Origin of the sequence: Allochromatium palmeri (assembly GCF_009720725.1) — a bacterium.
Taxonomy (GTDB): domain Bacteria; phylum Pseudomonadota; class Gammaproteobacteria; order Chromatiales; family Chromatiaceae; genus Thermochromatium; species Thermochromatium palmeri.
This window is the reverse complement of the sequence record NZ_WNKT01000004.1, coordinates 37,327-60,835: the sequence shown is the minus strand read 5'-3', so window position 1 is coordinate 60,835 and position 23,509 is coordinate 37,327. Positions and strand designations below refer to the sequence as shown.

Sequence of the window (23,509 nt, the reverse complement as noted above, 5' to 3'; positions counted from 1 at the left end):
CGCCATCAAGACGACTTGGCGAGCAACGGGTGCCGGTCGAACAAACGCCGGCTCAGCCGTCTGATCCAGAAGGTCTCGGGCAGCAGCATGAGATGCACGAACGCCAGGATCGCGAGCTGATACCAGAGGCTGCTGAGCCACTCGGGCGTGACCCCGGATTCCATCCAGCTCTCGGCCAGCCGTTGCAGGTTGAAAAAACTGAAATAGGCCAGCAGTGCAAGTATGAGACGCCCGGTGGCGCGCTGACGCGGCGAGGGATCGACCAGGGGAATGGCCAGCAGCGCCAGGGTCAGGATGGAGAGCGGCGCGGCGAGCCGGTGCTCCAACTCCACACGGTCGGCCAACTCACCCGCGCGGATGAGATCCGATGTTGGAATGGTCGCACGCTTATTGACGGCGCGACGGGTCGCTCCAGCGCCGGCGAGCCGGATCTCGTACTGTTCGAAGTCGCCGATCAGATAGTCCCCGGAGCCGGCTTGACCATCGAAACGGTGGCCCTGAGTCAGGGTCACCAGATGATCGCCTGTGGACTCTTCGAGCCGATGCCGGCCCGCCTCGCTCACCACCAGGCGCGTTTTCCCGCCGCGCTGGTCGAGCACGAAGACATCGCCGAGCGATTTGCGCGCGTCGATCTCGCCGATATAGACCACCACCTCGCCGCGTTGCTCGACATAAAAACGCCCCGGCTGGAGTCCGGCGATCTGCGCCGCCTGTTCCTTCTGCTGGAGTCGGATCTCCTGGATGCCGGCGGCGGCACGCGGCTTGAGATCGAGCGCGATCCAGCCGGTGATGAGCGCCACCGGCAGGGCCAGGATCAGGAAGGTGCGATAAAGGCGCGGCGGACCCACGCCGCAGGCTTGCATGGCGATCAACTCGCTGTCGCGCGAGAGACGCGCCAGCGTCACCAGCACGGCCAGAAAGAACGCCGGCGGCAGCAGGCTGGAGAGATCGCGCTGCAACTGAAGACCCAGATAGTGAAAGACCACGTTGACGCCCAGGCCGCCGAGATTGACCTCTTCCAGGGTGCGCAGGAACATCAGGCTGGCCAGGATCAGCACCAGCACCAGCACGATGGCCAGGAAGACCTTGGTCGCTTCGCGCAACAGATAGCGATCGAGCAGGCCGAGCATAGGAGGCCGTGTACCGATCATGCCAGCGCCTTGGAGACAACCTCGAAGACATCACTCGACAGCTCGCCGCTTCCCAGCACCCGTTCAAGTTCAGTGCGCATCAGCCGCTGACGCTCGGGATCGAAGCGACGCCAGCGCACCAGCGGCTTGAGCAGACGCGCGGCGAGCTGCGGGTTGGCCGGGTCGAGTTCCAGCACCTGACCAACCAAAAAGCGATAGCCGGCGCCATCAGCGGCATGGAAGCGCACCTGATTGAGGTTGCTGAAGGTGCTGACCAGACTGCGCACCCGGTTGGGATTGCGCGCGCTGTAATCCGGGTGGTGCAGAAGCGCCATCACCCGCGTCAGAGCATCCGCGCGCGGGGCGGCGGCCTGGACGGCAAACCATTTGTCGAGCACCAGCGACTCGCCCGCCCAGCGCCGATGGAAGGCGTCGAGCGCCGCCTCTGCCGCCGCCCCGCCCTGCTCGGTCAGTAGCCGCAAGGCCGCCATGACATCGGTCATATTGTGCGCGGCCTCGAACTGCGCCCGACAGAGCGCCAGCCCCTCGCCATCCTCGGCCCGCACCAGATAGGCCAGGGCCAGATTTTTGAGCGCACGCCGACCGACCGCTTCGGGACTGAAGACATAGTCGCCGGTCTCGGCGCTGTCGTGATAGACAGCGAGCAGATCCGCGCGCAGCCGTTCACCGATGCAGCGCGTCAACTGGCGATGGGCGCGATGGAGTCCGTCGACATCCACCACCGTCATGCGATCGCTCAGATAGGTCTCGCTCGGCAGGGTCAGCACCTCGGCGAGCAGCGCCCGATCGGCGCTCGGATCGCGCAGGGCGCGCTGGAAGGCCGCGATGTAGTCCTCGGGGATGGGATGGTCGGCATCGTCCGTCAGGGCCAGCAGCAGACGCTCATGCAGCGTCTGGGCCGCATCCCAACGGTTGAAGCCGTCGCTGTCGTGGGCCATGAGGAACATCCGGTCGGCGTCGCTCAGATCGTCGCGCACCCGCACCGGTGCCGAGAAACCGCGCAGCAGCGAGGGCACCGGCCGCTCGGTCAGACCGACGAGGGTGAATTCGTGCGCGCGCTCGGTCAGTTCCAGCAGGCGGGTGCCGGGCGCGGGTGGCGCGGATTCGCCCGCCAGCCAGACCGGCAGCGCCTGACCCTCGGCTCCGAGCAGGCCGATGGTCAGCGGAATATGGAAGGGGTACTTGACTGGCTGACCCGGTGTCGCCGCTGTCTCCTGGCGCACGCTCAGGGTATAGGTGCCAGCCGTTGCGTCGTACTTGCTCTGGATGCTCAGCTCGGGCGTGCCGGCCTGCTCATACCAGCGCCGGAACTGAGTCAGATCGCGCCCGCTGGCGTCTTCCATACAGCGCACGAAGTCCTCAGTAGTCACGGCCTGCCCATCGTGGCGCTCGAAATAGCGATCGGTCGCGCGCCGGAACGACTCCGGGCCGAGCAGCGCGGCCTGCATCCGCACCACCTCGGCGCCCTTGTCATAGACAGTGGTGGTGTAGAAGTTGTTGATCTCGATATAGGACTCGGGCCGCACCGGATGGGCCAGCGGCCCGGCGTCCTCGGGGAACTGATGCGCACGCAATGTCCGCACATCGCTGATGCGCTTGACCGCGCGCGAGCCGACATCGGCCGAAAATTCCTGATCGCGATAGACAGTGAAGCCTTCCTTCAGGCTCAACTGGAACCAGTCACGACAGGTGATGCGGTTGCCGGTCCAGTTATGGAAATATTCGTGTGCGATGACGCTCTCGATGCCATCGAAATCGACATCGGTCGCGGTGTCGGGACGGGCGAGCACGAACTTGTCGTTGAAGATATTGAGCCCCTTGTTCTCCATCGCGCCCATGTTGAAGTGGCTGACGGCGACGATCATGAAGATGTCCAGATCGTACTCGCGCCCGAAACGCTCCTCGTCCCAGCGCATGGCCTTCTTGAGCGAGCGCATGGCGTGGTCGCACTTATCGAGATTGTGCGGCTCGACAAAGATCTGGAGCTGGATCTCGCGTCCCGAGGCGGTGACGAAACTGTCCTCGACGGCGCGCAGATCGCCCGCGACCAGGGCGAACAGATAGCTCGGCTTGGGAAAGGGATCGTCCCAGGTGACGCTGTGGCGCCCATCCTCCAAGTCAGTGCGCGCGACCGGATTACCGTTGGACAGGAGAACCGGAAAACGCGTCCTGTCAGCCACCAGCGTGGTGGTATAGCGCGCCATCACATCCGGGCGGTCGAGAAAATAGGTCAGGCGCCGGAAACCCTCGGCCTCGCATTGGGTGCAGAGCATGTCGCCGGACTGATAAAGCCCTTCGAGCGCCGTGTTGAGGCTGGGATGGATCTCGACCTGGGTCTCCAGCGTAAAGCGGTCGGGCACGCGATGCATGGTCAGCCCTTCGGCGTCGACGCGATATTCAGCCGGCGTCAGTGCGTGACCATCGATTGCAACCTGCATTAGCGTCAACTGCTCGCCATGCAGACGCAGACTACCATCCCCGCGCGTCGCCGCCGGATTGCGCCGCAGCGCCAGCCGCGATTCGACGCGCGTGTGTTCGGGGTCGAGTTCGAAGCGCAGCTCCACCTGCTCGATCAGGAACTCGGGCGGACGGTAATCCTTGAGATAGATGGGATGCGGGGTCTCGCGATACATGGTGCACTCTGCCTGTCTGAAAAAGGATGGATCGAGCGGCCTCTGACTGGGATTATGTGTCGCCTTGGGCGGCGAGCCAAACCCCGGATGGTAGCGGCTTAGAGGCCAACAGGCCGACTCGACTTGACTGGAGCCAGGCGAGGGGCGAAGCTCGCACGCCATGGACAATTTCCGCTGATAGATTCGATACCATGCCACAGGTCACTGTCTACACGACCCACACTTGCCCTTACTGCGACCGTGCGCGGCGTCTGCTCAAGCGCAAGGGTGTTGCCTTCGCTGAGATCCCGGTCGATCACGACCGCGCGCGCATGGCCGAGATGGTCGAGCGCAGCGGCCGGCACACGGTGCCGCAGATCTTCATCGACGACTTCCATGTCGGCGGCTACGACGATATGGCGCTGCTCGACATGGACGGCGAACTCGACGAGCGGCTCGGACTCGACAGCGATGACTGAGCGCGCCGCTGATCCAGCCGACGCGATCCGGCTCGACAAATGGCTGTGGGCGGCGCGCTTCTTCAAGACCCGTCAGCTGGCCATCGCGGCGATCAATGGCGGCAAGATCCATGTCGACGGCCAGCGCGTCAAGCCGAGTCGTGTGATCCGTCCCGGCAACCGGCTGGAGATCCACAAAGACAGCCTGAGCTGGGAGATTGAGGTGCTGGCGATCAACAAACAACGCCGCCCAGCCGCTGAAGCCGCCCTGCTTTATGCCGAGTCCGAAACCAGCCGACTCAGGCGTCAGGAATTGGTGCGCGAGCGGCGCGAACTCGGCGCGGCGATCCCGGACAGCAAGGGCCGTCCCACCAAACGCGATCGCCGCCAGATCCAGCGTTTCACTGAACACGGCGACGCGGGCGGCTGAGCCGGAGTCGGGCACGCCATGGACAACGACGCTTTTCGCGACACCTACCGCGCCGTCAATGAGCGTTTCTGTCCCTATGAAAAAACCATCCTGACCAGCAACGGCGGTTGCTCGCGGGCGCGCAAGTTCTGTATCGCTGAGCGTGAAGGCGTGCAATGTGACTCGGCCCAGGCACAAGCCGATTGTCTGGCCCTGCTCGAAGCACTCAGACGCCAGGCGCGTTTTGCGCTCAAGTCGACCGAGACCAACAGCGCCCTGCCCCATAACAAGGCCATGCGTATCCAGGTCGGCGGACTGCGCGGACTGTGCGCGGTCTTGGAGCCAGACACGCCCGCCCCCAGCTATGTCGAGGACATCAGCGTGACGGTGGCCGCGTCGATCCGGCAGTTCGGTACGATCGACGCCCTGCCCTACTCGCTCATCCTGCGCGAGATCGCGCACTATCAGCCGCGCAAGCGCAAGCATCCTTGAGGGTCGACATGATGATGAAGACCGCCTTGGTTACGGGCGCCAATTCCGGTCTGGGCCGCGCCATCGCCCAGGGGCTGGCTGCTGCCGGCTGGCGCGTGGGTCTGGTCGCGCGTGATCGGGCGCGCGGCGAAGCAGCGCTGGCTGAGATCCAGGCGGCTACCGGCAATCCGCATCTTCAGCTCTTCGTCGCGGATCTGGCCAGTCAGGCCGAGGTGCGCGCCCTGGCTGACGCGGTGCTGACGCACTTCGACGCCCTGCATCTGCTAATTAACAACGCCGGCACCGCCTTCCGCGAACGGCGACTGACGGCGGACGGGATCGAGCGCGCCCTGGCCGTCAATCATCTGGCGCCCTTCCTGCTGACCCACCTGCTGCTCGACCGCCTCACCGCCAGCGCGCCGGCGCAGATCATCAATGTCGGCACGCGCATGAACACGGCGATGGATCTCGACGACTGGAACTGGGAGCGTCGTCCCTATCGGATGATGGCGGCCTATGGTCAGTCCAAGCTCGGCAACCTGCACTTCACCTTCGAGCTGGCGCGGCGACTCACCGGCACGGGCGTGCGGGTCAACTGTGTCTTTCCAGGCGTCTTCCGCTCCAATCTCGGCGGCACGGATGGCGCTCAGGGGCTGTTCTGGCGGCTGGTCGACCGGCTAATCGGCTGGGCGCTGCCGACACCCGAGCGCGCTGCCCGAGGGGTGCTGCGGTTGGCGTTCGACGAATCCTCGGCGCCGGTCGATGGCGCCTATCTCTGGAATGGGCGACCGATCCAGGCGCCCGCTCAGGCACGCGACCCCGAGCTGAACCAGCGCGTCTGGGCGCTGAGTTTGGCTGCAACCGGCCTTCTGGAGACATCAGGCCACCAGTGACAGCGAATCGCTGTTGCTGGATTCGTTGGAGCGATAGGACGAGCCATAGGCGTCCATGAGCTGCATGACGCGCCGCATCACGAACAGGTCGGGCCGGGTCTGTTCACGATTGACGGACTCGGCGGTGGCTGTCGCCGCCGCCTCTGTGGCCTGCTGCGCCTCCCCATCCTCGTCGGCGAGCTGACTGCTGAACGTCTGAGCAAATTTCATCGCTTCGGCGCCCAGCAGCTCGGCGCGGCCTTGCAGAAAGGAGAGACTGTCGGTCAGCGAGCGCATCCCCTCGCTGAGATCGCCCGAGCTGACCTTGCCGTCGCCGTCCATGTCGAGCGCCGCGACCACATCCTCGACGCCCGGCAGCGTCAAATTTTCGTCGGATTCCTCAGACGACTCGCCCAAACCCAATGCCTCGAACGCGGTCTCGAAGTCGCTGGCGTCGAGATAGCCCTTGCCCTCGGTGTCCAGCGTGGAGAAGACCTGCTCCAGGGTCTTGTTGCGCTCTTGATAGTCCTGAGTAATGGCGTTCGCCGCGCCATACAGCTTGGAGCCGATGTCGCTCATGCTGCTTGTGATCGTATTGATACTCATCGTGTTAATCTCCCGGCGGCTTGAGGTACAGGATCGCCCGGGGCACGATGATCAAAGCGATCATTCTGAGTTCCAGGGCGGCTCATGTCTCCTGGCAGCAAGCGGCGGGCCAGTTTGCGCGAGGCGCGTATCGAGGTGTTTTCGGCTGCGTTGCAGTGAACTGTGCAAACTGTTGCGTCTCGTGTGATTATGCAGTTCACCACCCGTTTAACAGTTGCCCGTCGCCACATCCCCGACTAAAGTACATACAGCGTACATCCAACACTCGGAATCGATCATGCACATCACGAGAGCATTCAAAAACGGCAATTCGCAAGCCGTGCGCATTCCGGCTGACCTGGCCTTCGAGCGGACGGATCTCGAACTGGAGATCGAACGACACGGCGACGAACTGCGCATTCGCCCTGCCCGCCGCTCTCTGGCGGGCGTGCTGGACAAATTCGCCCGTTTTTCTCCGGACTTCATGGCGGACGGTCGCGGCGACCAGGAACAGGACGAACGGGATCGACTCTGATGCCGCGCTACATGCTCGATACCAACATCTGCATCTACCTGATCAAGCACCAGCCTGAGATCGTGGCTCAGCGCTTTGCCCAATGCCATGTCGGCGATGTCGTGATGTCAGCGATCACCTTTGCTGAACTGGAATATGGCGTGGCCGTTTCGACTAATCCGCCTCAGGAGCGCACGCACTTGGACAGTCTGATCGAAGACATTCCGGTCGCGCCCTTCGATGAGGCGGCGGGCCGGGTCTATGCCGCAATCCGACTGGCGACACGCGACAGCCGCAGGGACGCGCTCGATAAACTGATTGCCGCCCACGCACGGTCGCTTAACCTCACCCTGGTCACGAACAACACCAAGGACTTTGTCAGATATCCTGGCATGATGATCGAAAATTGGTTGCTGCCTGGCGATTAAACTTCGACCAAAGCGAGAGGCGTCATTCCAAGAGGCGCCCGTCTCGAAACAATACGTTTCCCAATCTGGACGCGGTTTAGTCGAGACGACGCAACCGCATGGAGACGAACCCGACGCGCAGATCGGCCTGGATCTCGACAGGGACGCGGTGCTCGTCGTTGCTGAGCCAGAGGGTCGCACTCCGCAGTTTGTTATAGCTGGCCAATTCGTAGTCATCCGTGACACGACGAATCCGGACCGCAAGCTTGATCGTCTTCCAGCGTGTCTCGAAGACCCGGCGCTGCTCCTGGCCGACGACCGTGAAGGAGACCAGATACAGACGATCCAGGGGTTGCACCAACAGCGTGAGGCTCTGGTGCTGACTCAAATCGATTTGCTGAAGGAACAGCAGCGTAGACAGCACATCGCGAATCTGGTCATGCTCATGGGTTCGCGTCTCGCGCTCCACCCCCCGCCTGTCGCGTGGCGTCAGCGTCGACTCGACATGCATCACACCCTTGCGATAGGTCGCCTGGTAGGTTTCCCGCTCGCCACTCTCGGTCTGCTCATGCTCGAAGCGCGCCGGATACAGCGTCCGGCGCCAAATCTCCGCGCGCGTCGAGCTTTCATAGGGCCAGAACACGCGCACCGGACCCAGGCTCTGCGCCCTGGCTCTGGCCTCGATCAGCGCCTGCTGACGCCCGTGTTTTGGAGCGAAAGCGATGTGCAGACTGCCGGCCTGTAGCCATTGGCTCCAACTGACCTCGTAGCTCAGATTCAGCGGTCGGATCTCGGCGTCCGACCGCCGCACCAACGGCGTGATCGACGCTGACCAGCCTGGTGTCGCGGCCTCGGCCCTGACGGCATCGAACACAGCGAATCCCGTCAAGCCGCCAATCACGACCAGCAAAGCAACGTATGATCGCGGTATTGCAAGTGACATTGGGAACTTTGCGTGCATGAGTCGACATGGAGTTTGGCGCATTGGCCAGGGGGTCTCGCGGCGGTACGAATCTTCCGCGCTTTGACAAGCGAATGAAGTCAAGGATACGGATGGTGCCATCGCTCTGGGGTATTTCTTCCGCGACACCCCCAAGAGCCAGTTTCGGATCGGCGGTGGCCTGTCCGGTGGTCTAGCCCGGCGAGCCACCCATCAAGCGGTCGATCCGGTTCAAGATGGCATCGAGCATGGGCGCGAGCTTGCGGCGCATGAGCGTGCCCTGGGTGGTCGGATCGGACAGGAGCGGCCGGATCAGGGCATAGCCGACGCCCGACAGAAAGCGCATGGCCTGAAGGTCATGGCGACAGTCGGAACAGTCGCGCATTCGTTCGAGCAGGCGTGGATCGAGCGCATTGCTGGACAGCACGGCCTCGGCGTCCCGACTCAAGGCGTCGAGTCCGAGATTGGGATCGCCCTCGGGGCGCAGTGGCGCGAAGGTCGCGCGCAAACAGTCGAGAACCGCAAGCAGAACCTCTTGATTGGGCGGTTTGTCCAGAATGCGCGCCACGGTCTTGAGATACCCCTGCCCGTCCGGCGTCTGGAGTCGCGCGAACAGATGCGCGACCGGATCATCCGCGCCTAACAGAGACTTCAGCGATTCAGGATGTACAACACGGGCCGGAATCGGCTCGGGCCAGTCGTCGAACCCGGCACGCAGAAAACCCACCAGCCAGGCCGGCTTGCGCGCCGAACGTCTCCAGAGATCAGCCCGCCGCTCGGCATCGAGCAGTCCGGGTTGCAGGATCAACCGCACGCTCTCCATCATCGCCTCCGAGTCGGTCTCGAACGGCAGATACTGGAGCAGATACTCGGCCAGAACCGGCCCCATGCGCCCGTCGCGCACGCGCGGATTGGCCAGCATCCGACGCGCGTTGCTGGCCTCTTCCATTGCCCACCAGGCCCGATGCGCCAGCTCGTCGGTCAGTCCGGGCGAGCCGACAGCCGCGACCACCGCCTCCGGCTCACCGAGCAGCAGCAGTTGCGCCAGACTCTCGTCGCGCATCTGCCCCAGACGGGTCCAGCGGCTGAGATAGACCGGATAACCGCCCGGCGAACCCAGCACCTGACCCGAGATGAGCTCGCGCACCTGACGCAGATAACGCTCAGGCGCCGTGTTGGGATTGAGCTGAACGCTCGATTCACCGCGCTCGGTCAGGCCCTGGACCCGCATCCGTCCCTCGTCGATGCGGATCGCCAGCGGCTGACTGGCCAGCAGGACGTGAAGACGCAGACTGTCTTCGTGACTGAGATCCATGGCCCGGACGCGCGGTCAGTTCTCAGTCGGCGGATGATAGTTGGGGTCTTTTGGATTGAGAAAGATGAAGTGGAACTGTCCCGGCTCCAGCTCGACATAATCCATGGTCGTCTGATCGAGCAGCGGAACGAACTCGGGCGCGATGACCAGCTCGACACCCTCGCTGGTCAGCCGAATATCATCCTCGGTGAGATCGTCGAACCCCATGCGGTAGTCGATGCTTCCATCTGGATTCTGGCCGGCGGCCAGACGCAGGCACATGCCCTCGGTACCGCCTTGCTTGGCCGCCTTGAGGACTTGCTCGGCGGCGGCGGGTGTCAGCTTGAACATCTCAGGCTCCTCTTGAACCGCATCCAGCGCGACAGACCAGTGAACTTCATCGACGACACGGCTCAAGGTCGAAGGTAAAACAGCGCGCCGCAGGCTCTCAAAGCGTGCGACGAATATGAGCCAGAAACCGATCGGTCCAGCGGTTGCCGCCCACGGCGCGCAGATGGCTGTAACAGGCCAACAGATTACCCTGGACGATGCCGTCGTGCGAGCCGTCGATGCCCACGCCCCGCTGCACGGCATAGCCATAGCGCCAGTCGGGGTCCGGCTCCAGGATCGCCGAGTGATGGAACTCATGGGCGGCGATCACGTCCGGCTCAGCGCCCAGGCGCGGCCAGGGAAAGGCGTCGGTCTCGCTCAGACGCACATAGCCGCGTCCCTGGGGTCGGTCGTGCATCTGGACCTCGGCGTCGAGCGCACCGACCATTTCACGCCGCTCGTCACGCCAGCTCAGTCCGGCGCACAGGTACATGAGGCCACCGCATTCGGCATACAACGGGTGATCGTCGGCGATGAAGTCGCGGATCGCCTGACGCATCAGCCGATTGTCTTCCAGCTCGGCCATGCGATATTCAGGAAAACCGCCGCCGATGAAGAGCGCGTCGACTCTGGGTAAATCGCTGTCAGTGAGCGGACTGAAGGGCACCAGCGAAGCCCCGCCGGCGGCGAGCGCGCGCAGATCGTCTGGATAGTAGAAGCCGAAGGCGGCATCACGGGCGATGCCGATGCGCACCAGATCGCCATGATGCGCGGGCTGGATGACGCTGGCCGGCTCAGGCTGGGGGCGTGGGGCGCGCTCGGCGATCGCGAGCAGCCGATCCAAATCGATTTGCTCGGCGATACGGGCACGGATGCCCTCGATCCAGGTCTCGGCGTCTTCGGTCTCGTTGCTCGGCATCAGGCCTAGATGGCGCTCCGAGATGCCGATCTCGTCGGCACGGCGCAGCAGACCCAGCACCGGCAGATCAGTGTAATGCTCGACGACGCGCACCAGATTCTCGCCATGCCGCCCGCCGCCGACCTTGTTCAGGATCACGCCGGCAATATCGAGTTCGGAATCGAAGGCCTGATAGCCCTGGAGCAGCGGCGCGATTCCGCGCGCGAGTCCATGACAGTTGACCACCAGCACCACGGGCGCACCGATCAGCTTGGCCAGCTCGGCATTGCTGTACGCGCCCTGAAGATCGGTGCTGTCGAACAGCCCGACATTACCCTCGATCAGACCCAGATCGGCCGTGCCCAGCTCCTGGGCGAAGGCCGCGCGGATCTCGGGCTCGGGCGCGGTGTGGAAGTCGAGATTGAAGCAGGCACGTCCAGCCGCCTGAGCAAGCCACAGAGGGTCGATGTAGTCCGGCCCCTTCTTGAATGGCTGCACGGTCAAACCGCGCCGCGTGAACTCCCGGCAGAGACCGATCGAGAGCGTGGTCTTGCCGGAGGACTTCTGCGGCGCGGCGATATAGAGATGCGACATCTCAAGCCGGTTTGGCGAAGGGCGCCGCGTCCAGAGTCTCCTCGTCCAACGCGACCACGTCGTCGGCCAGCGACTCAGGCAGGAATTGCAGCACACGCACCCCGACCACGGTGATCAGCAGTGCCACGGCCACACCGCCCAGACCGAGCAGGATCTCGGGAATAGTCGGCCAATAGGGCGCCGCTGCACCGTTGACGCCATCGGTGAATCCGGACTCCAGGATGGTGTATCCGGGGAACATCGCCATCGGGAAGGCCTGGCTGCCGATGATGATGACATACATGGCCGCGAATCCACCGACGATGACCAGGGCGCAGGCGGCGACGATCCAATCGCGCTTCTGACTCAACACCGGGTGATAGAGAATCCACATCGGCACCAGACTGCCGGCCAGAATCCAGCCGCCCCAGAACAGGGCGGTGTAGATCCCGCCGCTGAGCAGCAGCCAGTGCTCCAGACTGTCGTTCTTGGCGATATAGAGGTTGGTCAGGTGGTAGATCAGGATGAAATAGAGCGCCACGCTGATAAAGAGCGCGAGCAGATTGCGCAGACGACGCATCATGCGCGGTCCGATCGGACGCCCTTCCTCCTCGAAACCGAAGATGAGCACCAGCATGAACACCGCCAGCCCATAGGCAAAGGACAGCGCCACGAACATCGGGCCGAGAATCGCCGCGTCATAGGCCTGACGCGCAACCAGGAAGCCGAAGATCGAGCCGGTACCCGTGGTCAGGGCCAGACGCCACACCAGCGCCAGCATGCCGATCGGATAATTGAAGGGTCCGCCCTTGCGGTCGGCCATTGACCACAGATAGGCGATGACAATGGCCATGAAGCCGGTGTAGAGGAAGATATTCCAGGCGAAGATGGAGCTGAAATTGTAGTTGGTCATGGCCACGATCAGACGCTCGGGGCGCCCGAGATCCATGACCAGCACCAGCAGCCCCCCCATCAGCATCGCCACCGCCAGCAGACCCGAGAGTCGACCGAGCGGTTTGTAGATCGGCTTTTTGAACACAGTGCCGATGGAGGCGATGTTGAGCGCTCCCGAGGCGGCGATGATGAGGAAGACCGCGAAGACGTGCGGCATACCCCAGACCACGGAGTTGTTCATGCCACTGACCCAGTGGCCCTGATGTTCCATGTAGCCGAATGAGAGCGCCGCGATCCCGATCAGGGCCGCCAGGAAGCCCAGCAGACTCCAGTAACGCTCGGGCGGGATGCGCCATTCGCGATAGACGACTCGTTTCATCACTTCACCTGTACTTGAACCGCGCTCAATGTGATCCGCGATCTCTCAGTTGTTTGGGACGACGACCACAGCGTGCGCCGTCCGAAGGCTCAGACGCCCGCGTAGCGCACGCCGGTGTTCAACACCAGATCTTCGCGAATCTGCCGGCTCGGGAGCTCGCGCAGACGCTGGCTGATAACGCTGTTGGGATCCTTGAGATCGCCGAAGACGATGGCCTCGTGCCCTTCCTGCACGCAGGCATCGACGCAGGCCGTCGATGCCTCGCCATAGTCGCGCCGGTGCACGCACAGGTTGCAGCTCTCGACACACCCCTTGCCGCGCGGCACGGCCGTGAGCTGACCATGCGTCTCCTGATGGACGAAGCTGCGCGCCTTGTAGGGACAGGCCATCATGCAATAACGACAGCCAATGCACAGATGACGGTCGACCATGACGATGCCATCGGCACGCTTGAAGGAGGCGCCGGTCGGACAGACATCGACACAGGGCGGATCTTCGCAGTGCTGGCACATCAGCGGCAACTGGGTGATGCGCCCGGTCTGGTTGTCCTGGAGCTTGACCTTGCGGATCCAGACCGCTTTCTGGTGTTCCCACTTGGACTCTGAGCCTTGCGGCTCCTGGAGATCCAGCCCGTTTTCGCGATCACAGGCTTCGACACAGGCCGAACAGCCCTCGGCACATTTGGCGGTGTCGATCAGCAGGCCCCAGCGCACATCGCTCGTCACCGGCTCAGTACGCGGAGCCGCCGCGACGCTGTGCAGAAAGACGCCCGGCGCCACCAGGGCGGCGGCGCTCAATCCAGCCGCCGTGCCGATGAAACCGCGGCGGGCGCCGTCGACATCTGGAGCCTGGGGCGTGTCGTGCGTGGATTCGGTACGTGTCTCGTTCTCGTTCATTGTTCACTGGCCTCCTTGTGAGGCGTGCTCGCGACCTGTCCCAGGACACCAGCGGCCCGATGCGCGGTCTCGGCATCGGCACCGGGCCGGTTGGGTACGGAGGCGTGACAGTCGAAGCAGTTCAGATCCACGGCGGCATAGTTGTGACAGGCCCCACAGAACTGATCGGGCTGGTCGATCGGCCGAGGATTCTGGTTTGCGTCATAACTGATGTGACAGTCGACGCATCCGGTGAGGCTGTACTTGGTGTCCCGGATGCCCTCGTGAACTGTCTCGATGCGCTGATGCTTGATGAATTCCATGTGCATGCGGCGCATCTGATCGGTCGGTTCGACGCAGGCATCCAGCTCAGCGGCCGGCGAACCCTCGACCACATATCGCTTGACCTCATCGGCCAGGACGGTCTGGGCGGCAAACGCTCCCCAGACCAGCCCCAGGACGACGAGACCGATTCTGACTGCGGCTTTGGCCATCGACGCCTCCAGGGGCCTCACTCGCCCAGACCCATCTTGATATAGCCGGTCGGACAGACGTCGGCGCAGATGTGACAGCCGATGCACTTGGCGTAGTCGGTGGCGACATAACGGCCGGTCGTGCGCTCGGACTTGTCGACGCGATAGACGGCATCCTGCGGACAGAAGATGACGCAGTTGTCGCACTCGAAGCACATGCCGCAGCTCATGCAGCGCTTGGCCTCGTCGATCGCTTCCTGTTCGGTCAGACCGATGACGCGCTCGTGGAAGTGACCGAGCACCTCATCGGAGCTGGGAACTTCTTCCTTGCGCAGATTGCGCGCCACATAGTTGAAGTGCCCGAGGAAAAGCTCATCGTGCGGGATGACCTCGGCACCGGAGCGATCTTCGTAGTTGTGGATCGCATAGTTGGCATCCGAGGTTCCGCGCATATCGCCGGCCTGATCGGCGACGAAGGACTCGGGGGCCAGATTGGTCTCGGTGAGCTTGTCGAGCAGGTTGAAGTGGTGCACATCAACCTTGGGTCGGCGCTTGTGCTCAGCCTGCATCACATAGGCGTCGATCGAGTCGGCGGCGATCCAGGCCTGACCGATGGCGGTGGTCAGCAGGTGCGGACGAATGATGTCGCCGGCGACGAAGTGACCGGCCTTGCCCGGCACCTGATAGAACTTGTCGGAATCCATCAGCCCGCGCCCGTTGTCGAGCGGCTCCAGACCCGAGAGATCACCCCCCTGCCCGATCGCTGAGACGATCAGATCGGCTTCGAGCACGCGCTCGGTCCCCTCGACCGGGGTCGGACGGCCATCGGTCATGTTGCAGTCAGCGACCCGCAGGCCGGTCGCGCGGCCATTGGCGTCCTTGATGACTTCGAGCGGCATCACGCCGTCGAGAATGGTCACACCCTCGCGGGTCGCGTCATCGACCTCATGCTCGGAGGCAGTCATCTTGTCGCGGGTGAACAGCGAGGTGAGCGTCACGATGGCGCCCTGAGCCGCCGCCGCACCGGCCGCGTCATGGGCGACATAGCCGTCGCGGATGACGGTCTCGGGCAGATCGCTCTTGCTCGGGCTGTCGATGTGGCCGAGACGGCGTGCAACCGAGACCACGTCGATCGAGGTGTCGCCGCCGCCGACGCAGACGACCTTACCGGCGGTGACCTTCATGCGACCTTCGTTGAAGGCTTTGAGGAAGGCGACACCCGTGACACAGTTGGGCGTGCCCTCCCAGCCCGGAACCGGCAGACCGCGACCGGCTTGACAGCCGATGGACCAGAGGATGGCGTCGTAGTCTTTTTCGAGCTGCTCGACCGTGACATCGCTGCCGATGCGGGTCTTGAGCTTGACCTCGACGCGGCCCATATCCAGGATGCGCTGGATCTCGGCGTCGAGCTTGTCGCGCGGCACGCGATAGCCGGGGATGCCGAAGCGGAACATGCCGCCCAGGCCGTCGTTGGCCTCGAAGATGGTGCAGCTATGACCCTTGCGGCGCAGTTGATAGGCCGCCGCCAGACCCGCCGGACCGCCGCCGACGATGGCGATGCGCTTGCCGGTGTCGAGTTCGGGTGCGTCGAAGGTATAGCCGTTGGTGATAGCGGTGTCGCCGATGAACTGCTCGACCGAGTTGATACCGACGAAGTCTTCCAGCTCGTTGCGATTACAGCCGTCCTGACAGGGCGCCGGGCAGACGCGGCCCATCATCGCCGGGAAGGGATTGGCCTCGGTGGAGCGACGGAAGGCGTACTCGCGCCAGTCCATGCCCTGCGGCGGCTGCTCCATGCCGCGCACGATCTGCAGCCAGCCACGGATGTCTTCGCCCGAGGGACAGCTCCCCTGACAGGGCGGCGTCTTGTGGACGTAGGTCGGACACTTGTGGGATTGGTCCTGATTGAAGATCTTATCGGTCAGGTTGTCCCAGATGTGGTCGCCGTCCTCGAATCGACGCCAGGTCGGCTTCATCTTCATCTCGTCGCTGGAAGTCGCCATCTCAATCGTTCTCCGTACCAGTTGAACCCTGACGCGGGGATCAGGGGATTCGTATCAGGTCGCGCGGCCGGCTCCGCTGGATTGGGGCCAGGGACGCCGCGCTTCGATGGCCCCGGTCAGGCCGCCTCGTCTGTTTCTTCTTCTTCGTTCGGACCGTCCAGATCCGGCTCGTCGTCGTCTTCGTCCTCGTCGTCATCCGGCCCAGGCGTGAGCACGATGGCGTTGGAAACGAGTTGATGGACGCTGACGATCTGATCCATCTCCAGGCCGTAATAGGGCAAAACCTTGGTGAACTGGCTCTTGCAGATGGCGCAGATGGCGGCCATGTGCGTCACGCCCTTTTCCTGGATCACGTTGTTGAGCGCATCGAGTCGGGGTTTGGCACCCTTGACGCGCAGTTCCATGAGATCGTCGGTTAGCAACCCACCACCGCCGCCGCAACAGAAGGTGCGGTCGCGGATGGTGTCCTCGTCCATGTCGTAGAAGTTGTTGCAGGTCGCGCGGATGATGGCGCGCGGGATCTCGAACTGACCGCCCGGCGTGTTGCCCATGCGCGAGGCGCGCGCGACGTTGCAGGAGTCGTGATAGGTCAGAACCTTGTCGTCGTTCTCGCTCTTGTCCAGATTGAGCTTGCCCTGCCGGATGAGCTCATAGGTGAACTCGCAGATGTGCTGCGGCACCGGATAACGCGGATCGAGGAAGTCCCAGGGACCGGCCAGTGTATTCAGGAACGAATAGGCGACACGCCAGGCATGTCCGCACTCGCCGAAGACAATGCGCTTGACCTTGAGCTTGATCGCCGCCTCACGGATGCGCTGGGCCACGCGGCGCATGTTGTCGTAGGAGCCGATGAACATGCCGAAGTTGGCCGCTTCGGAGGCATGTGTACTCAGGGTCCAGGACACGCCGGCTTCGTGGAACACCTTGCCGTAGCCGATCAGGCCATCGACGTGCGGCTCGGCGAAGAAGTCAGCCGAGGGCGTCACCAGGAGGATCTCGGCGCCTTCCTCGTCGATCGGATAGCGCACCTTGACGCCGGTGTCGTCGTAGACGTCCTCTTCCAGACCTTCGAGCGTGTCGATCAGCGCCGGACCGGGCAGACCCAGGTTGTTGCCGATCTTGTAGACCTTGCCGATGATCTCGTTGCAGTACTTCTGGCCGACGCCGATCGAATCCATGATCTCGCGCGCGGCCATGGAAATTTCAGCCGTGTCGATGCCGTAAGGACAGAACACCGAGCACCGCCGGCACTGCGAGCACTGATGGAAGTAGCTGTACCAGTCGTCGAGCACGTCCTGGGTGAAGTCCTCGGCCCCGACCAGCTTGGGAAACAGCTTGCCGCTCAGGGTGAAATAGCGCCGGTAGACCTTGCGCATCAGATCCTGGCGCGCGACCGGCATGTTCTTGGGATCGCCGGTGCCGAGGAAATAATGGCACTTGTCGGTGCAGGCGCCGCACTTGACGCAGGCATCCATATAGACGCGCAGTGAGCGGTATTTGCCCAGCAGCTCGCCCATCTTGTCGATGGCCTTGGTCTGCCAGTCGTCGACCAGCTCGCCGGGAAAGCCCAGCGGCGTCTGGAAGTCTTCTTTGGATTTGAAAGGCGCGCTGTGCGCCATGGCTCCGGGCGTGACCGACGGAACCTCGGTGTATTGGGTCAGCTCTGGGACTTCGAACGTTGCCTTGGCCATGGATCAACCTCTGTAAGCGGACGACTGGGGCACTCGGTTCATCGGCTTCATGACCGTTCGAGCTTCCTGGCCCAGGGCGCGATGTGGCGCTGCTCGCGCGGGTTGTCGACCTGATTGCGCGTCGGGCTGAAGAAGAGTCCGGGCGCGTGCAGCAGCTTGCTGTAGGGGAAGATGATCATGAGCATCGCCACCAGAAACAGATGCAGCAGCAGCAGCGGATCGGCCGGCAGCGGCTCGATGTCGTAGCTGTAGAGTCCCTGGAAGAAGTGCTTGATTTCAACCACGTCGACATGGAAGACGAACTTCATCAGCAGCCCGGTGCAGCCGATGGCGACCAGCAGGCCCAGGATCAGATGGTCCGAGGTCGAGGTGATGTACTTGACGCGATCGACCAGAAAGCGTCGCGCCCAGAGTCCGGCCAGCCCCACGACCATGGCGATACCGCCATAGATGCCGAAGGGCTGGACGAGTTGAATCGGGAACCACACGGGTTCGATGAAGTAGCGCAGATGGCGTAGCGTGACGAGAAGCAGGCCGAAATGGAACATCCAGCCAAAGATCCAGGTCCACTTGTTGCCGCGAAACAGGCTCTCGAACAGGACGACCTCTCGCATCATCCTGAAGACGACACCGCGTCCGGTCGTCGGCGCCGGGGTGGTCGGGATCTTCAGCGGCGCCGGAGTCCGGGCGTACTGAATGATCTTGCGAGCCAGACCCGCCACGAGTACGAAGGCGGCGAAATAGAACAGGAAGACATAGAAGTTCGTCAGAAACGCCATGTTTCCGCACCCTCGATGGAGCTTGATGGGATCCGGCGCACGGCACCGGCCGCGAGGCCAGGTGCAGCGCGCCGGACACTCGTCCGCTTAGACGCAGCCGGTCGGCTTGGGCAGGCCGGCGAAACGGCACGCCTGCTTAGCCGGACCATAGGGGAAGAGGCTGTAGAGATACTTACTGTTGCCCTTCTCCTTGCCGAGTTTCTTGCCGACGGCCTTGGTCAGAACGCGCACGGCCGGAGCAATCTGATACTCCTCGTAGTACTCGCGCAGGAAGTTGATGATGTCCCAGTGCTCTTCGGTCAGCTCCAGGTTGTCCTGCTTGGCCATGACACCGGCCACGCCCGGAACCCAATCGTTCAGGTTGGAGAGATACCCCTCCTCATCCACGGCGAATTGCTTGCCATCGACTTCGATCGTGTCTGCCATTGGAGTCTTCCTCTCTTGGTTTCGGTAAAAAAATCAAAAATTACAACCAGGCCTGGACGGTATCGCATTCGGTCGTCAGATCGACAAAACCGGCGTAGTCCACGACGCTGATCCCTGGAATGACGCGCTCGTCGCCGAACCCCCTGGCCTTGAGGTCAGGGCCGAGCACGTACAGCTTGAGCTTGCCGAGCGCCTCGGTCACCTGGGACTCGACGCGGGTACCTGCGAGTGCGGCATAGATGCCGTCCTCGAACAGCAGGACGCAGGCGCCCTCGGTGGCAAACTTCAGGCAGGATTCTAGCGAATTCCGCTCGAAGGGTGATTTATTGACAGTATGCAGAATGCTCATTCCACCCTCCCCTTAGAAGCTGAAGACCGCATCGGATTCGTTCATCAGCTCGCTGACGCGCGCTGAATCAATGACTTCGACGATGTTGTCGAACTCTTCTTCGGTCTCCATGTCCTCGTAGGCGATCTCGACCAGATCGTCCTGGGTCAGTCCGCGCGCTTCCAGCGAGGCGCGGTCGACATAGATGCGACGCACTTCGTAGTCACCCAGGGTGCGATAGGTCGGGGAGAAGTTCTTCATCCCGATGCCCTTGGTGTCCTGGCCCTTGGTGAGCTGATAGACCCCGTCGTCGAGGAACATGACGCATACGTCCTGATCGAAGGCGGCGCCGATGAGCACGACTTCCAGGGCTTCCCACGCATAGATGGTGCCGTAGGGCGCCTTGCGATTGAGGTACATGAATTTCTTCACGACTTCCGACATGATGGCGCTCCCTCAGTCACCGAAGACGACGAGACGGTCGGCCTGGATCGCCGCCTCGACCAGTTGCCCGAGTCCCGAAATGCGGAACCTGGGATGGATGTTGGTCGCGTCCTTGCCGTTGCGGGTCATCTCGCCCTCGTCGACAATGCCGCGACGCTGAGCGGCCGCGACACAGACGACCATGTCCAGCTCGTACTGCTCGGCCAGCTCGGCCCAGCGGTTGACGATGTGACGATCATCCTGCGGCGGCGTGGTCAGACGGGTCGAGTTGTTGACGCCGTCGTGATAGAAGAAGACCCGGAAGATCTCGTGACCCTTCTCCAGCGCCGCCTTGGCGAACTGATAGGCCGAGTCGGACGCCTGATGCTGATAGGGCCCCTCGTTGATCTGAAGCGCGAACTTCATGTAGACCTCGTGGCTATCCAAATCCAGTCATCGCGCTCCCGGATCGGTCGAGCGAGGCGTCCGACCCGAGGCGATGGATTGTCGTTCGATCATGGCGCGCCCGCGTTCCGCCGGACGCGCCCTCCCCCGCACGCTCCGATCAGAAACGGATGTAGGACGAGCTGTTGAAGCTCGCGCGCGCGCCGCGCCAGGTATCGATGTGATACTTGGTGAAGGGCAGCTCGACTTCCTCGAAGAAGCGCGGCCAGCCGATGCGCTCGATCCACTCGTTGATGCGCTCCCAGTCCTTCGCGCCTTCTTTGTAGGCCTTCAGGATGCGCTTGACGATGGCGGTCGCCTCGGGCCAGCGCGGCGGATTGTTCGGGATGCCGGCGGCGACCAGCTTCTGGAAGGTCGGCTTGCCACGCGCGTTGGAGTGGTTGCCGCCGACCCAGATGGCCAGCTTGGAGTGCTCGGCGTCGTTGATCTGCATCGGCGGACAGGGCGGATAGCAGGCACCGCAACAGATGCATTTGCGCTCATCGACTTCGAGCGAGGGCTTGCCGTTGACCATCGCCGGACGGATGGCCGCCACCGGGCAGCGTGCCACGACCGAGGGCCGCTCGCAGACATTGGCCACCAGATCATGGTTGATCTTCGGCGGCTTGGTGTGCTGGATGTTGATCGCGATATCACCCTGGCCGCCGCAGTTGATCTGACAGCAGGAGGTGGTGATGTGCACACGATTGGGCATGGTGGCGTTGCGGAACTCGTCGATGAGCTCATCCATCATCGACTTGACCACGCCCGAGGCGTCGGTGCCGGGGATGTCGCAGTGCAGCCAGCCCTGGGTGTGCGAGATCATGGCCACCGAGTTCTGGGTGCCGCCGACGACGAAGCCGGCCTCTTCCAGGGCATCGATCAGCGGCTGAACCTTGGCTTCCTCGCTCACCAGATACTCGATGTTCGAGCGAATGGTGAAATGGACATAGCCATCGGCGAACTGATCGCCGATATCGCACAGCTTGCGCAGCGAGAAGACATCGAGGATGCGCTGGGTGCCGGCCTTGACGGTCCAGAGCTTGTCGCCGCTGTAGGCGACATGCAGCAGCACGCCAGGACGCGGATGCTCGTGATACTTCCACATCCCGAAATTCTTGCGCATCACCGGATGCATGTACTGCCAGGGGTCCGGACAGCCGGACTCGATGGGCTCACGCATTTCCGCCATGGACTGATCCTCCAGTGTTTCGATTCTTGGGGAAGACGGTGTGGTCGGCGCCGCTCAGCGACCGGCCTCGGCCTGACGTGCGAACCATTCTTCGGCCGCCTCGTCCCAGCCATCCATGCGGATGTAGGAACTCTGACGCGGGTGGCTCAGCATGTTCGGATCCGGCTCGATGCCGATGGCCTCCAGGAAGTTGGATAGACCGATACGCTCGATCATCTCGCCGCAACGCTCGTGCTCCAGACCGTTCTCGGCCCAGAAGTCGATGATGGTCTCGGCCAGCTCGACTAAGGACTCGTAGTCTTCCTCGGTCTCCAGCTTCTTGAAGGGCACGACCACGGTCCCCATTAGGTCGCCGATCTTGAGCGTGCGCTTGCCGCCGATGAGGATGGTGACACCCTTGTCATCGCCGGGATGCAGCGCCTTGGGCATGACGTTCAGACAGTGCATGCAGCGCACACAGTCGCGGTTGTTGACGTTGAGGGTGTCATCGTCATTGAGCGACAGCGCATTGGTCGGGCAGCGGGTGATGACATTGTCGATGTAGTACTGACGGCCCTTGTCGGCGATGTAATTCTTGACTTCGGCCTGATCGACCTTCATGTCATCGCGCCAGGTGCCGAGCATGGCGAAGTCCGAACGCTCGATGGCGTTCTGGCAGTCGTTCGGGCAGCCGGAAACTTTGAACTTGAACTTATAGGGCAGCGCCGGACGGTGCACGTCGTCGACGAAGTTGTTGACCAGCATCCGATGCGCCTTGAACTCATTGGTGCAGGACATCTCACAGCGGGCCGCGCCAACGCAGGACATGGCGGTACGCACGCAGGGACCGGCGCCGCCGAGATCCCAGCCGTATTCGTTGATCTCGTCGAAGAAAGGCTGGGTGTTCTCAGTGGTGGCACCGATGAACATGATGTTGCCGGTCTGGCCATGGAAGGTCACCAGACCCGAGCCGTACTTTTCCCAGCTATCGGCGAGCTGGCGCAGCATGGCGGTGGTGTAGTGGTTGCCCGCCGGTGGCTGGACACGCAGGGTGTGGAATTCCTTGGAGCTGGGGAAGACCTTGCCGACCTCGGAGAAGCGCGGAATGATGCCGCCGCCATAGCCGAAGACCGACACCGTGCCGCCCTTCCAGTAGCCCTTGCGGGTCTCGTAGGAGTGTTCGAGCTGGCCGAGCAGGTCGTTGGTGACAGCATTGATGCGCGCGTCCGAATGCTGGTCGCGCAGACGCTTGATGCCAGAAATAAAGCTCGGCCAGGGCCCGGTCTCGAGTTGGTCGAGCATCGGGGTCGCGTGCTTGTCGATAGCCATTGCGCGGTCTCTCCTATCGATTAACCAGGAAAGGATGTGGTTTGGGGTGCGTGCATGGACGCGCCACAGCGGCGGGTCGATGCATCACGTCAGGTCTTGGTGTGGAGTTCATGGTGCCGACACTCACTGCGTGCGTATCGAGCCGGACCGGCAACCCCATCGGCGTTCGCTAATGTACCCATGGACCGGGTCGATGCCCATTCCACGATCGGGGGGTATCCCCCCCTGACCTCTATCCCGTTCGAGATATACACCCTCTCTACAGCTTAGTTGAAAGGGCGTAGCTCGCTGGCTGCGAGAAACGGCCGGATTTCGAAAATCCTACAGGTCGCTTCACCAGAAAGTCAATAAACTCTAATATTAACGTTTTCTAAAATTTTGAGCAGTCAACACCACGGGTGGCGCGCTCCAAGTTGTTTTCAGCCGTGCGTGCCTGCACATTCACCAGCACACGGGTACCGAGTGCGCCGCGTCTGGCCGGCAGGAACGGACAGCGACCTGGACGACGCGCTCCCGCCCCTTCGATCCACACGGACACTCAACAAACGATGCTCAAGCTCAGCGAAATCCTGGTTGCCAACCAAGACATCGAATCCTTCGACGAACTGATTCCGCTCATCCAGGCCGTGGCTCGGTCCGGCGAGCGATTCTTCCGCATGGATGTGAAGCCCCCCTATCCGGATACCCCGGAGAACTGGGAGGACCGACTCGAAGCCGCGTTCAGCGGTCTTCTGCGCTGACCCCAAGATCCACTGACCAGCAGGGTTTCTCAAGACATGA

Annotated in this window: 26 protein-coding genes; 7 read left to right on the top strand and 19 right to left on the bottom strand. The window is 62.7% G+C overall.

The genetic code is table 11. From position 1 onward, the window contains the following. Positions 1-5: 5 nt before the first annotated feature. Both lptF and pepN read right to left on the bottom strand, forming a co-directional pair. Positions 6-1,151 carry an LPS export ABC transporter permease LptF gene (gene lptF / locus GJ668_RS03335; RefSeq protein ID WP_155448706.1) on the bottom strand — a complete coding sequence of 382 codons (1,146 nt, stop codon included), beginning with the start codon at positions 1,149-1,151 and terminating at the stop codon, positions 6-8. Further along, positions 1,148-3,784, bottom strand: coding sequence for an aminopeptidase N (gene pepN, locus GJ668_RS03330; protein WP_155448705.1), 2,637 nt, complete (start codon positions 3,782-3,784; stop codon positions 1,148-1,150). Before pepN ends, lptF begins: the two co-directional genes overlap by 4 nt. Positions 3,785-3,975: 191 nt before the next feature. Between pepN and grxC the strand changes: the two genes are divergently transcribed. From grxC to GJ668_RS03310, 4 genes are read left to right on the top strand one after another with little or no spacing between them, the layout of a single operon-like run. Further along, positions 3,976-4,242 (top strand): glutaredoxin 3, encoded by a 267-nt coding sequence (gene grxC, locus GJ668_RS03325; RefSeq protein WP_155448704.1) that lies wholly within the window; start codon positions 3,976-3,978, stop codon positions 4,240-4,242. Next, complete coding sequence (locus tag GJ668_RS03320) at positions 4,235-4,651, top strand: RNA-binding S4 domain-containing protein (RefSeq protein ID WP_155448703.1); 417 nt, start codon at positions 4,235-4,237, stop codon at positions 4,649-4,651. The genes grxC and GJ668_RS03320 overlap by 8 nt, the downstream gene beginning before the upstream one ends. Positions 4,652-4,669: 18 nt before the next feature. Beyond that, positions 4,670-5,122, top strand: coding sequence for a hypothetical protein (locus GJ668_RS03315; protein ID WP_155448702.1), 453 nt, complete (start codon positions 4,670-4,672; stop codon positions 5,120-5,122). A gap of 8 nt (positions 5,123-5,130) precedes the next feature. Then, positions 5,131-5,994, top strand: coding sequence for an SDR family NAD(P)-dependent oxidoreductase (locus GJ668_RS03310; RefSeq protein ID WP_155448701.1), 864 nt, complete (start codon positions 5,131-5,133; stop codon positions 5,992-5,994). On the opposite strand, the gene GJ668_RS03305 is transcribed toward GJ668_RS03310, so the two are convergent. After that, positions 5,980-6,579, bottom strand: coding sequence for an EF-hand domain-containing protein (locus GJ668_RS03305; protein WP_155448700.1), 600 nt, complete (start codon positions 6,577-6,579; stop codon positions 5,980-5,982). The two genes, GJ668_RS03310 and GJ668_RS03305, sit on opposite strands and share 15 nt — an antisense overlap. 277 nt (positions 6,580-6,856) lie before the next feature. Between GJ668_RS03305 and vapB the strand changes: the two genes are divergently transcribed. Both vapB and GJ668_RS03295 read left to right on the top strand, forming a co-directional pair. Beyond that, positions 6,857-7,093: a type II toxin-antitoxin system VapB family antitoxin gene (gene vapB / locus GJ668_RS03300; protein ID WP_155448699.1), complete on the top strand. Its 237-nt coding sequence runs from the start codon at positions 6,857-6,859 to the stop codon at positions 7,091-7,093. Continuing rightward, positions 7,093-7,500: a type II toxin-antitoxin system VapC family toxin gene (locus GJ668_RS03295; protein ID WP_155448698.1), complete on the top strand. Its 408-nt coding sequence runs from the start codon at positions 7,093-7,095 to the stop codon at positions 7,498-7,500. The genes vapB and GJ668_RS03295 overlap by 1 nt, the downstream gene beginning before the upstream one ends. 76 nt (positions 7,501-7,576) lie before the next feature. Here the strand turns inward: GJ668_RS03295 and GJ668_RS03290 are convergent, their stop codons facing one another. From GJ668_RS03290 to dsrA, 16 genes are all read right to left on the bottom strand, one after another. After that, positions 7,577-8,368 carry a DUF3108 domain-containing protein gene (locus tag GJ668_RS03290; protein ID WP_186342851.1) on the bottom strand — a complete coding sequence of 264 codons (792 nt, stop codon included), beginning with the start codon at positions 8,366-8,368 and terminating at the stop codon, positions 7,577-7,579. Between the two features lie 244 nt (positions 8,369-8,612). Further along, positions 8,613-9,734 carry a sulfur reduction protein DsrS gene (locus tag GJ668_RS03285; protein ID WP_155448696.1) on the bottom strand — a complete coding sequence of 374 codons (1,122 nt, stop codon included), beginning with the start codon at positions 9,732-9,734 and terminating at the stop codon, positions 8,613-8,615. A 15-nt stretch (positions 9,735-9,749) separates the two neighbouring features. After that, a complete protein-coding gene (locus GJ668_RS03280; protein ID WP_155448695.1) occupies positions 9,750-10,064 on the bottom strand; it encodes a HesB/IscA family protein in 315 nt (104 codons plus the stop codon). Between the two features lie 97 nt (positions 10,065-10,161). Further along, entirely contained in the window at positions 10,162-11,535 is a 1,374-nt protein-coding gene (locus tag GJ668_RS03275; protein ID WP_155448694.1) for a cobyrinic acid a,c-diamide synthase CobB, read from the bottom strand. 1 nt (position 11,536) lies between these two features. Beyond that, positions 11,537-12,787, bottom strand: coding sequence for an NrfD/PsrC family molybdoenzyme membrane anchor subunit (gene nrfD, locus GJ668_RS03270; RefSeq protein ID WP_155448693.1), 1,251 nt, complete (start codon positions 12,785-12,787; stop codon positions 11,537-11,539). A gap of 89 nt (positions 12,788-12,876) precedes the next feature. Beyond that, positions 12,877-13,683 (bottom strand): sulfate reduction electron transfer complex DsrMKJOP subunit DsrO, encoded by an 807-nt coding sequence (gene dsrO / locus GJ668_RS03265; protein ID WP_155448692.1) that lies wholly within the window; start codon positions 13,681-13,683, stop codon positions 12,877-12,879. Next, entirely contained in the window at positions 13,680-14,156 is a 477-nt protein-coding gene (locus GJ668_RS03260) for a sulfur reduction protein DsrJ (RefSeq protein WP_155448691.1), read from the bottom strand. Before GJ668_RS03260 ends, dsrO begins: the two co-directional genes overlap by 4 nt. A 17-nt stretch (positions 14,157-14,173) precedes the next feature. Then, positions 14,174-16,138 (bottom strand): NAD(P)-binding protein, encoded by a 1,965-nt coding sequence (locus tag GJ668_RS03255; protein WP_155448690.1) that lies wholly within the window; start codon positions 16,136-16,138, stop codon positions 14,174-14,176. A gap of 116 nt (positions 16,139-16,254) precedes the next feature. Then, positions 16,255-17,829, bottom strand: coding sequence for a sulfate reduction electron transfer complex DsrMKJOP subunit DsrK (gene dsrK, locus GJ668_RS03250; protein WP_155448689.1), 1,575 nt, complete (start codon positions 17,827-17,829; stop codon positions 16,255-16,257). A 47-nt stretch (positions 17,830-17,876) separates the two neighbouring features. Then, positions 17,877-18,608 (bottom strand): respiratory nitrate reductase subunit gamma, encoded by a 732-nt coding sequence (locus GJ668_RS03245; RefSeq protein WP_155448688.1) that lies wholly within the window; start codon positions 18,606-18,608, stop codon positions 17,877-17,879. An 87-nt stretch (positions 18,609-18,695) separates the two neighbouring features. Continuing rightward, positions 18,696-19,034: a TusE/DsrC/DsvC family sulfur relay protein gene (locus GJ668_RS03240; protein ID WP_155448687.1), complete on the bottom strand. Its 339-nt coding sequence runs from the start codon at positions 19,032-19,034 to the stop codon at positions 18,696-18,698. 40 nt (positions 19,035-19,074) lie between these two features. Then, positions 19,075-19,383 (bottom strand): sulfurtransferase complex subunit TusB, encoded by a 309-nt coding sequence (tusB, locus tag GJ668_RS03235; RefSeq protein ID WP_155448686.1) that lies wholly within the window; start codon positions 19,381-19,383, stop codon positions 19,075-19,077. Between the two features lie 12 nt (positions 19,384-19,395). Beyond that, positions 19,396-19,806, bottom strand: coding sequence for a sulfurtransferase complex subunit TusC (gene tusC, locus GJ668_RS03230; protein ID WP_155448685.1), 411 nt, complete (start codon positions 19,804-19,806; stop codon positions 19,396-19,398). A gap of 12 nt (positions 19,807-19,818) precedes the next feature. Then, on the bottom strand, positions 19,819-20,211 hold the full coding sequence (gene tusD / locus GJ668_RS03225; RefSeq protein WP_155448684.1) for a sulfurtransferase complex subunit TusD: 393 nt from the start codon (positions 20,209-20,211) through the stop codon (positions 19,819-19,821). Positions 20,212-20,350: 139 nt separating this feature from the next. Beyond that, positions 20,351-21,421: a dissimilatory-type sulfite reductase subunit beta gene (gene dsrB / locus GJ668_RS03220; protein WP_155448683.1), complete on the bottom strand. Its 1,071-nt coding sequence runs from the start codon at positions 21,419-21,421 to the stop codon at positions 20,351-20,353. Between the two features lie 54 nt (positions 21,422-21,475). Then, positions 21,476-22,729, bottom strand: a complete 1,254-nt coding sequence (dsrA, locus tag GJ668_RS03215; RefSeq protein WP_155448682.1) for a dissimilatory-type sulfite reductase subunit alpha — start codon at positions 22,727-22,729, stop codon at positions 21,476-21,478. Between the two features lie 548 nt (positions 22,730-23,277). Here dsrA and GJ668_RS03210 point away from each other — a divergent pair. Next, the gene (locus GJ668_RS03210; RefSeq protein WP_155448681.1) at positions 23,278-23,469 is read left to right on the top strand and encodes a sulfur relay protein DsrC; all 192 of its coding nucleotides are present in this window, start codon (positions 23,278-23,280) and stop codon (positions 23,467-23,469) included. Positions 23,470-23,509 lie beyond the last annotated feature (40 nt).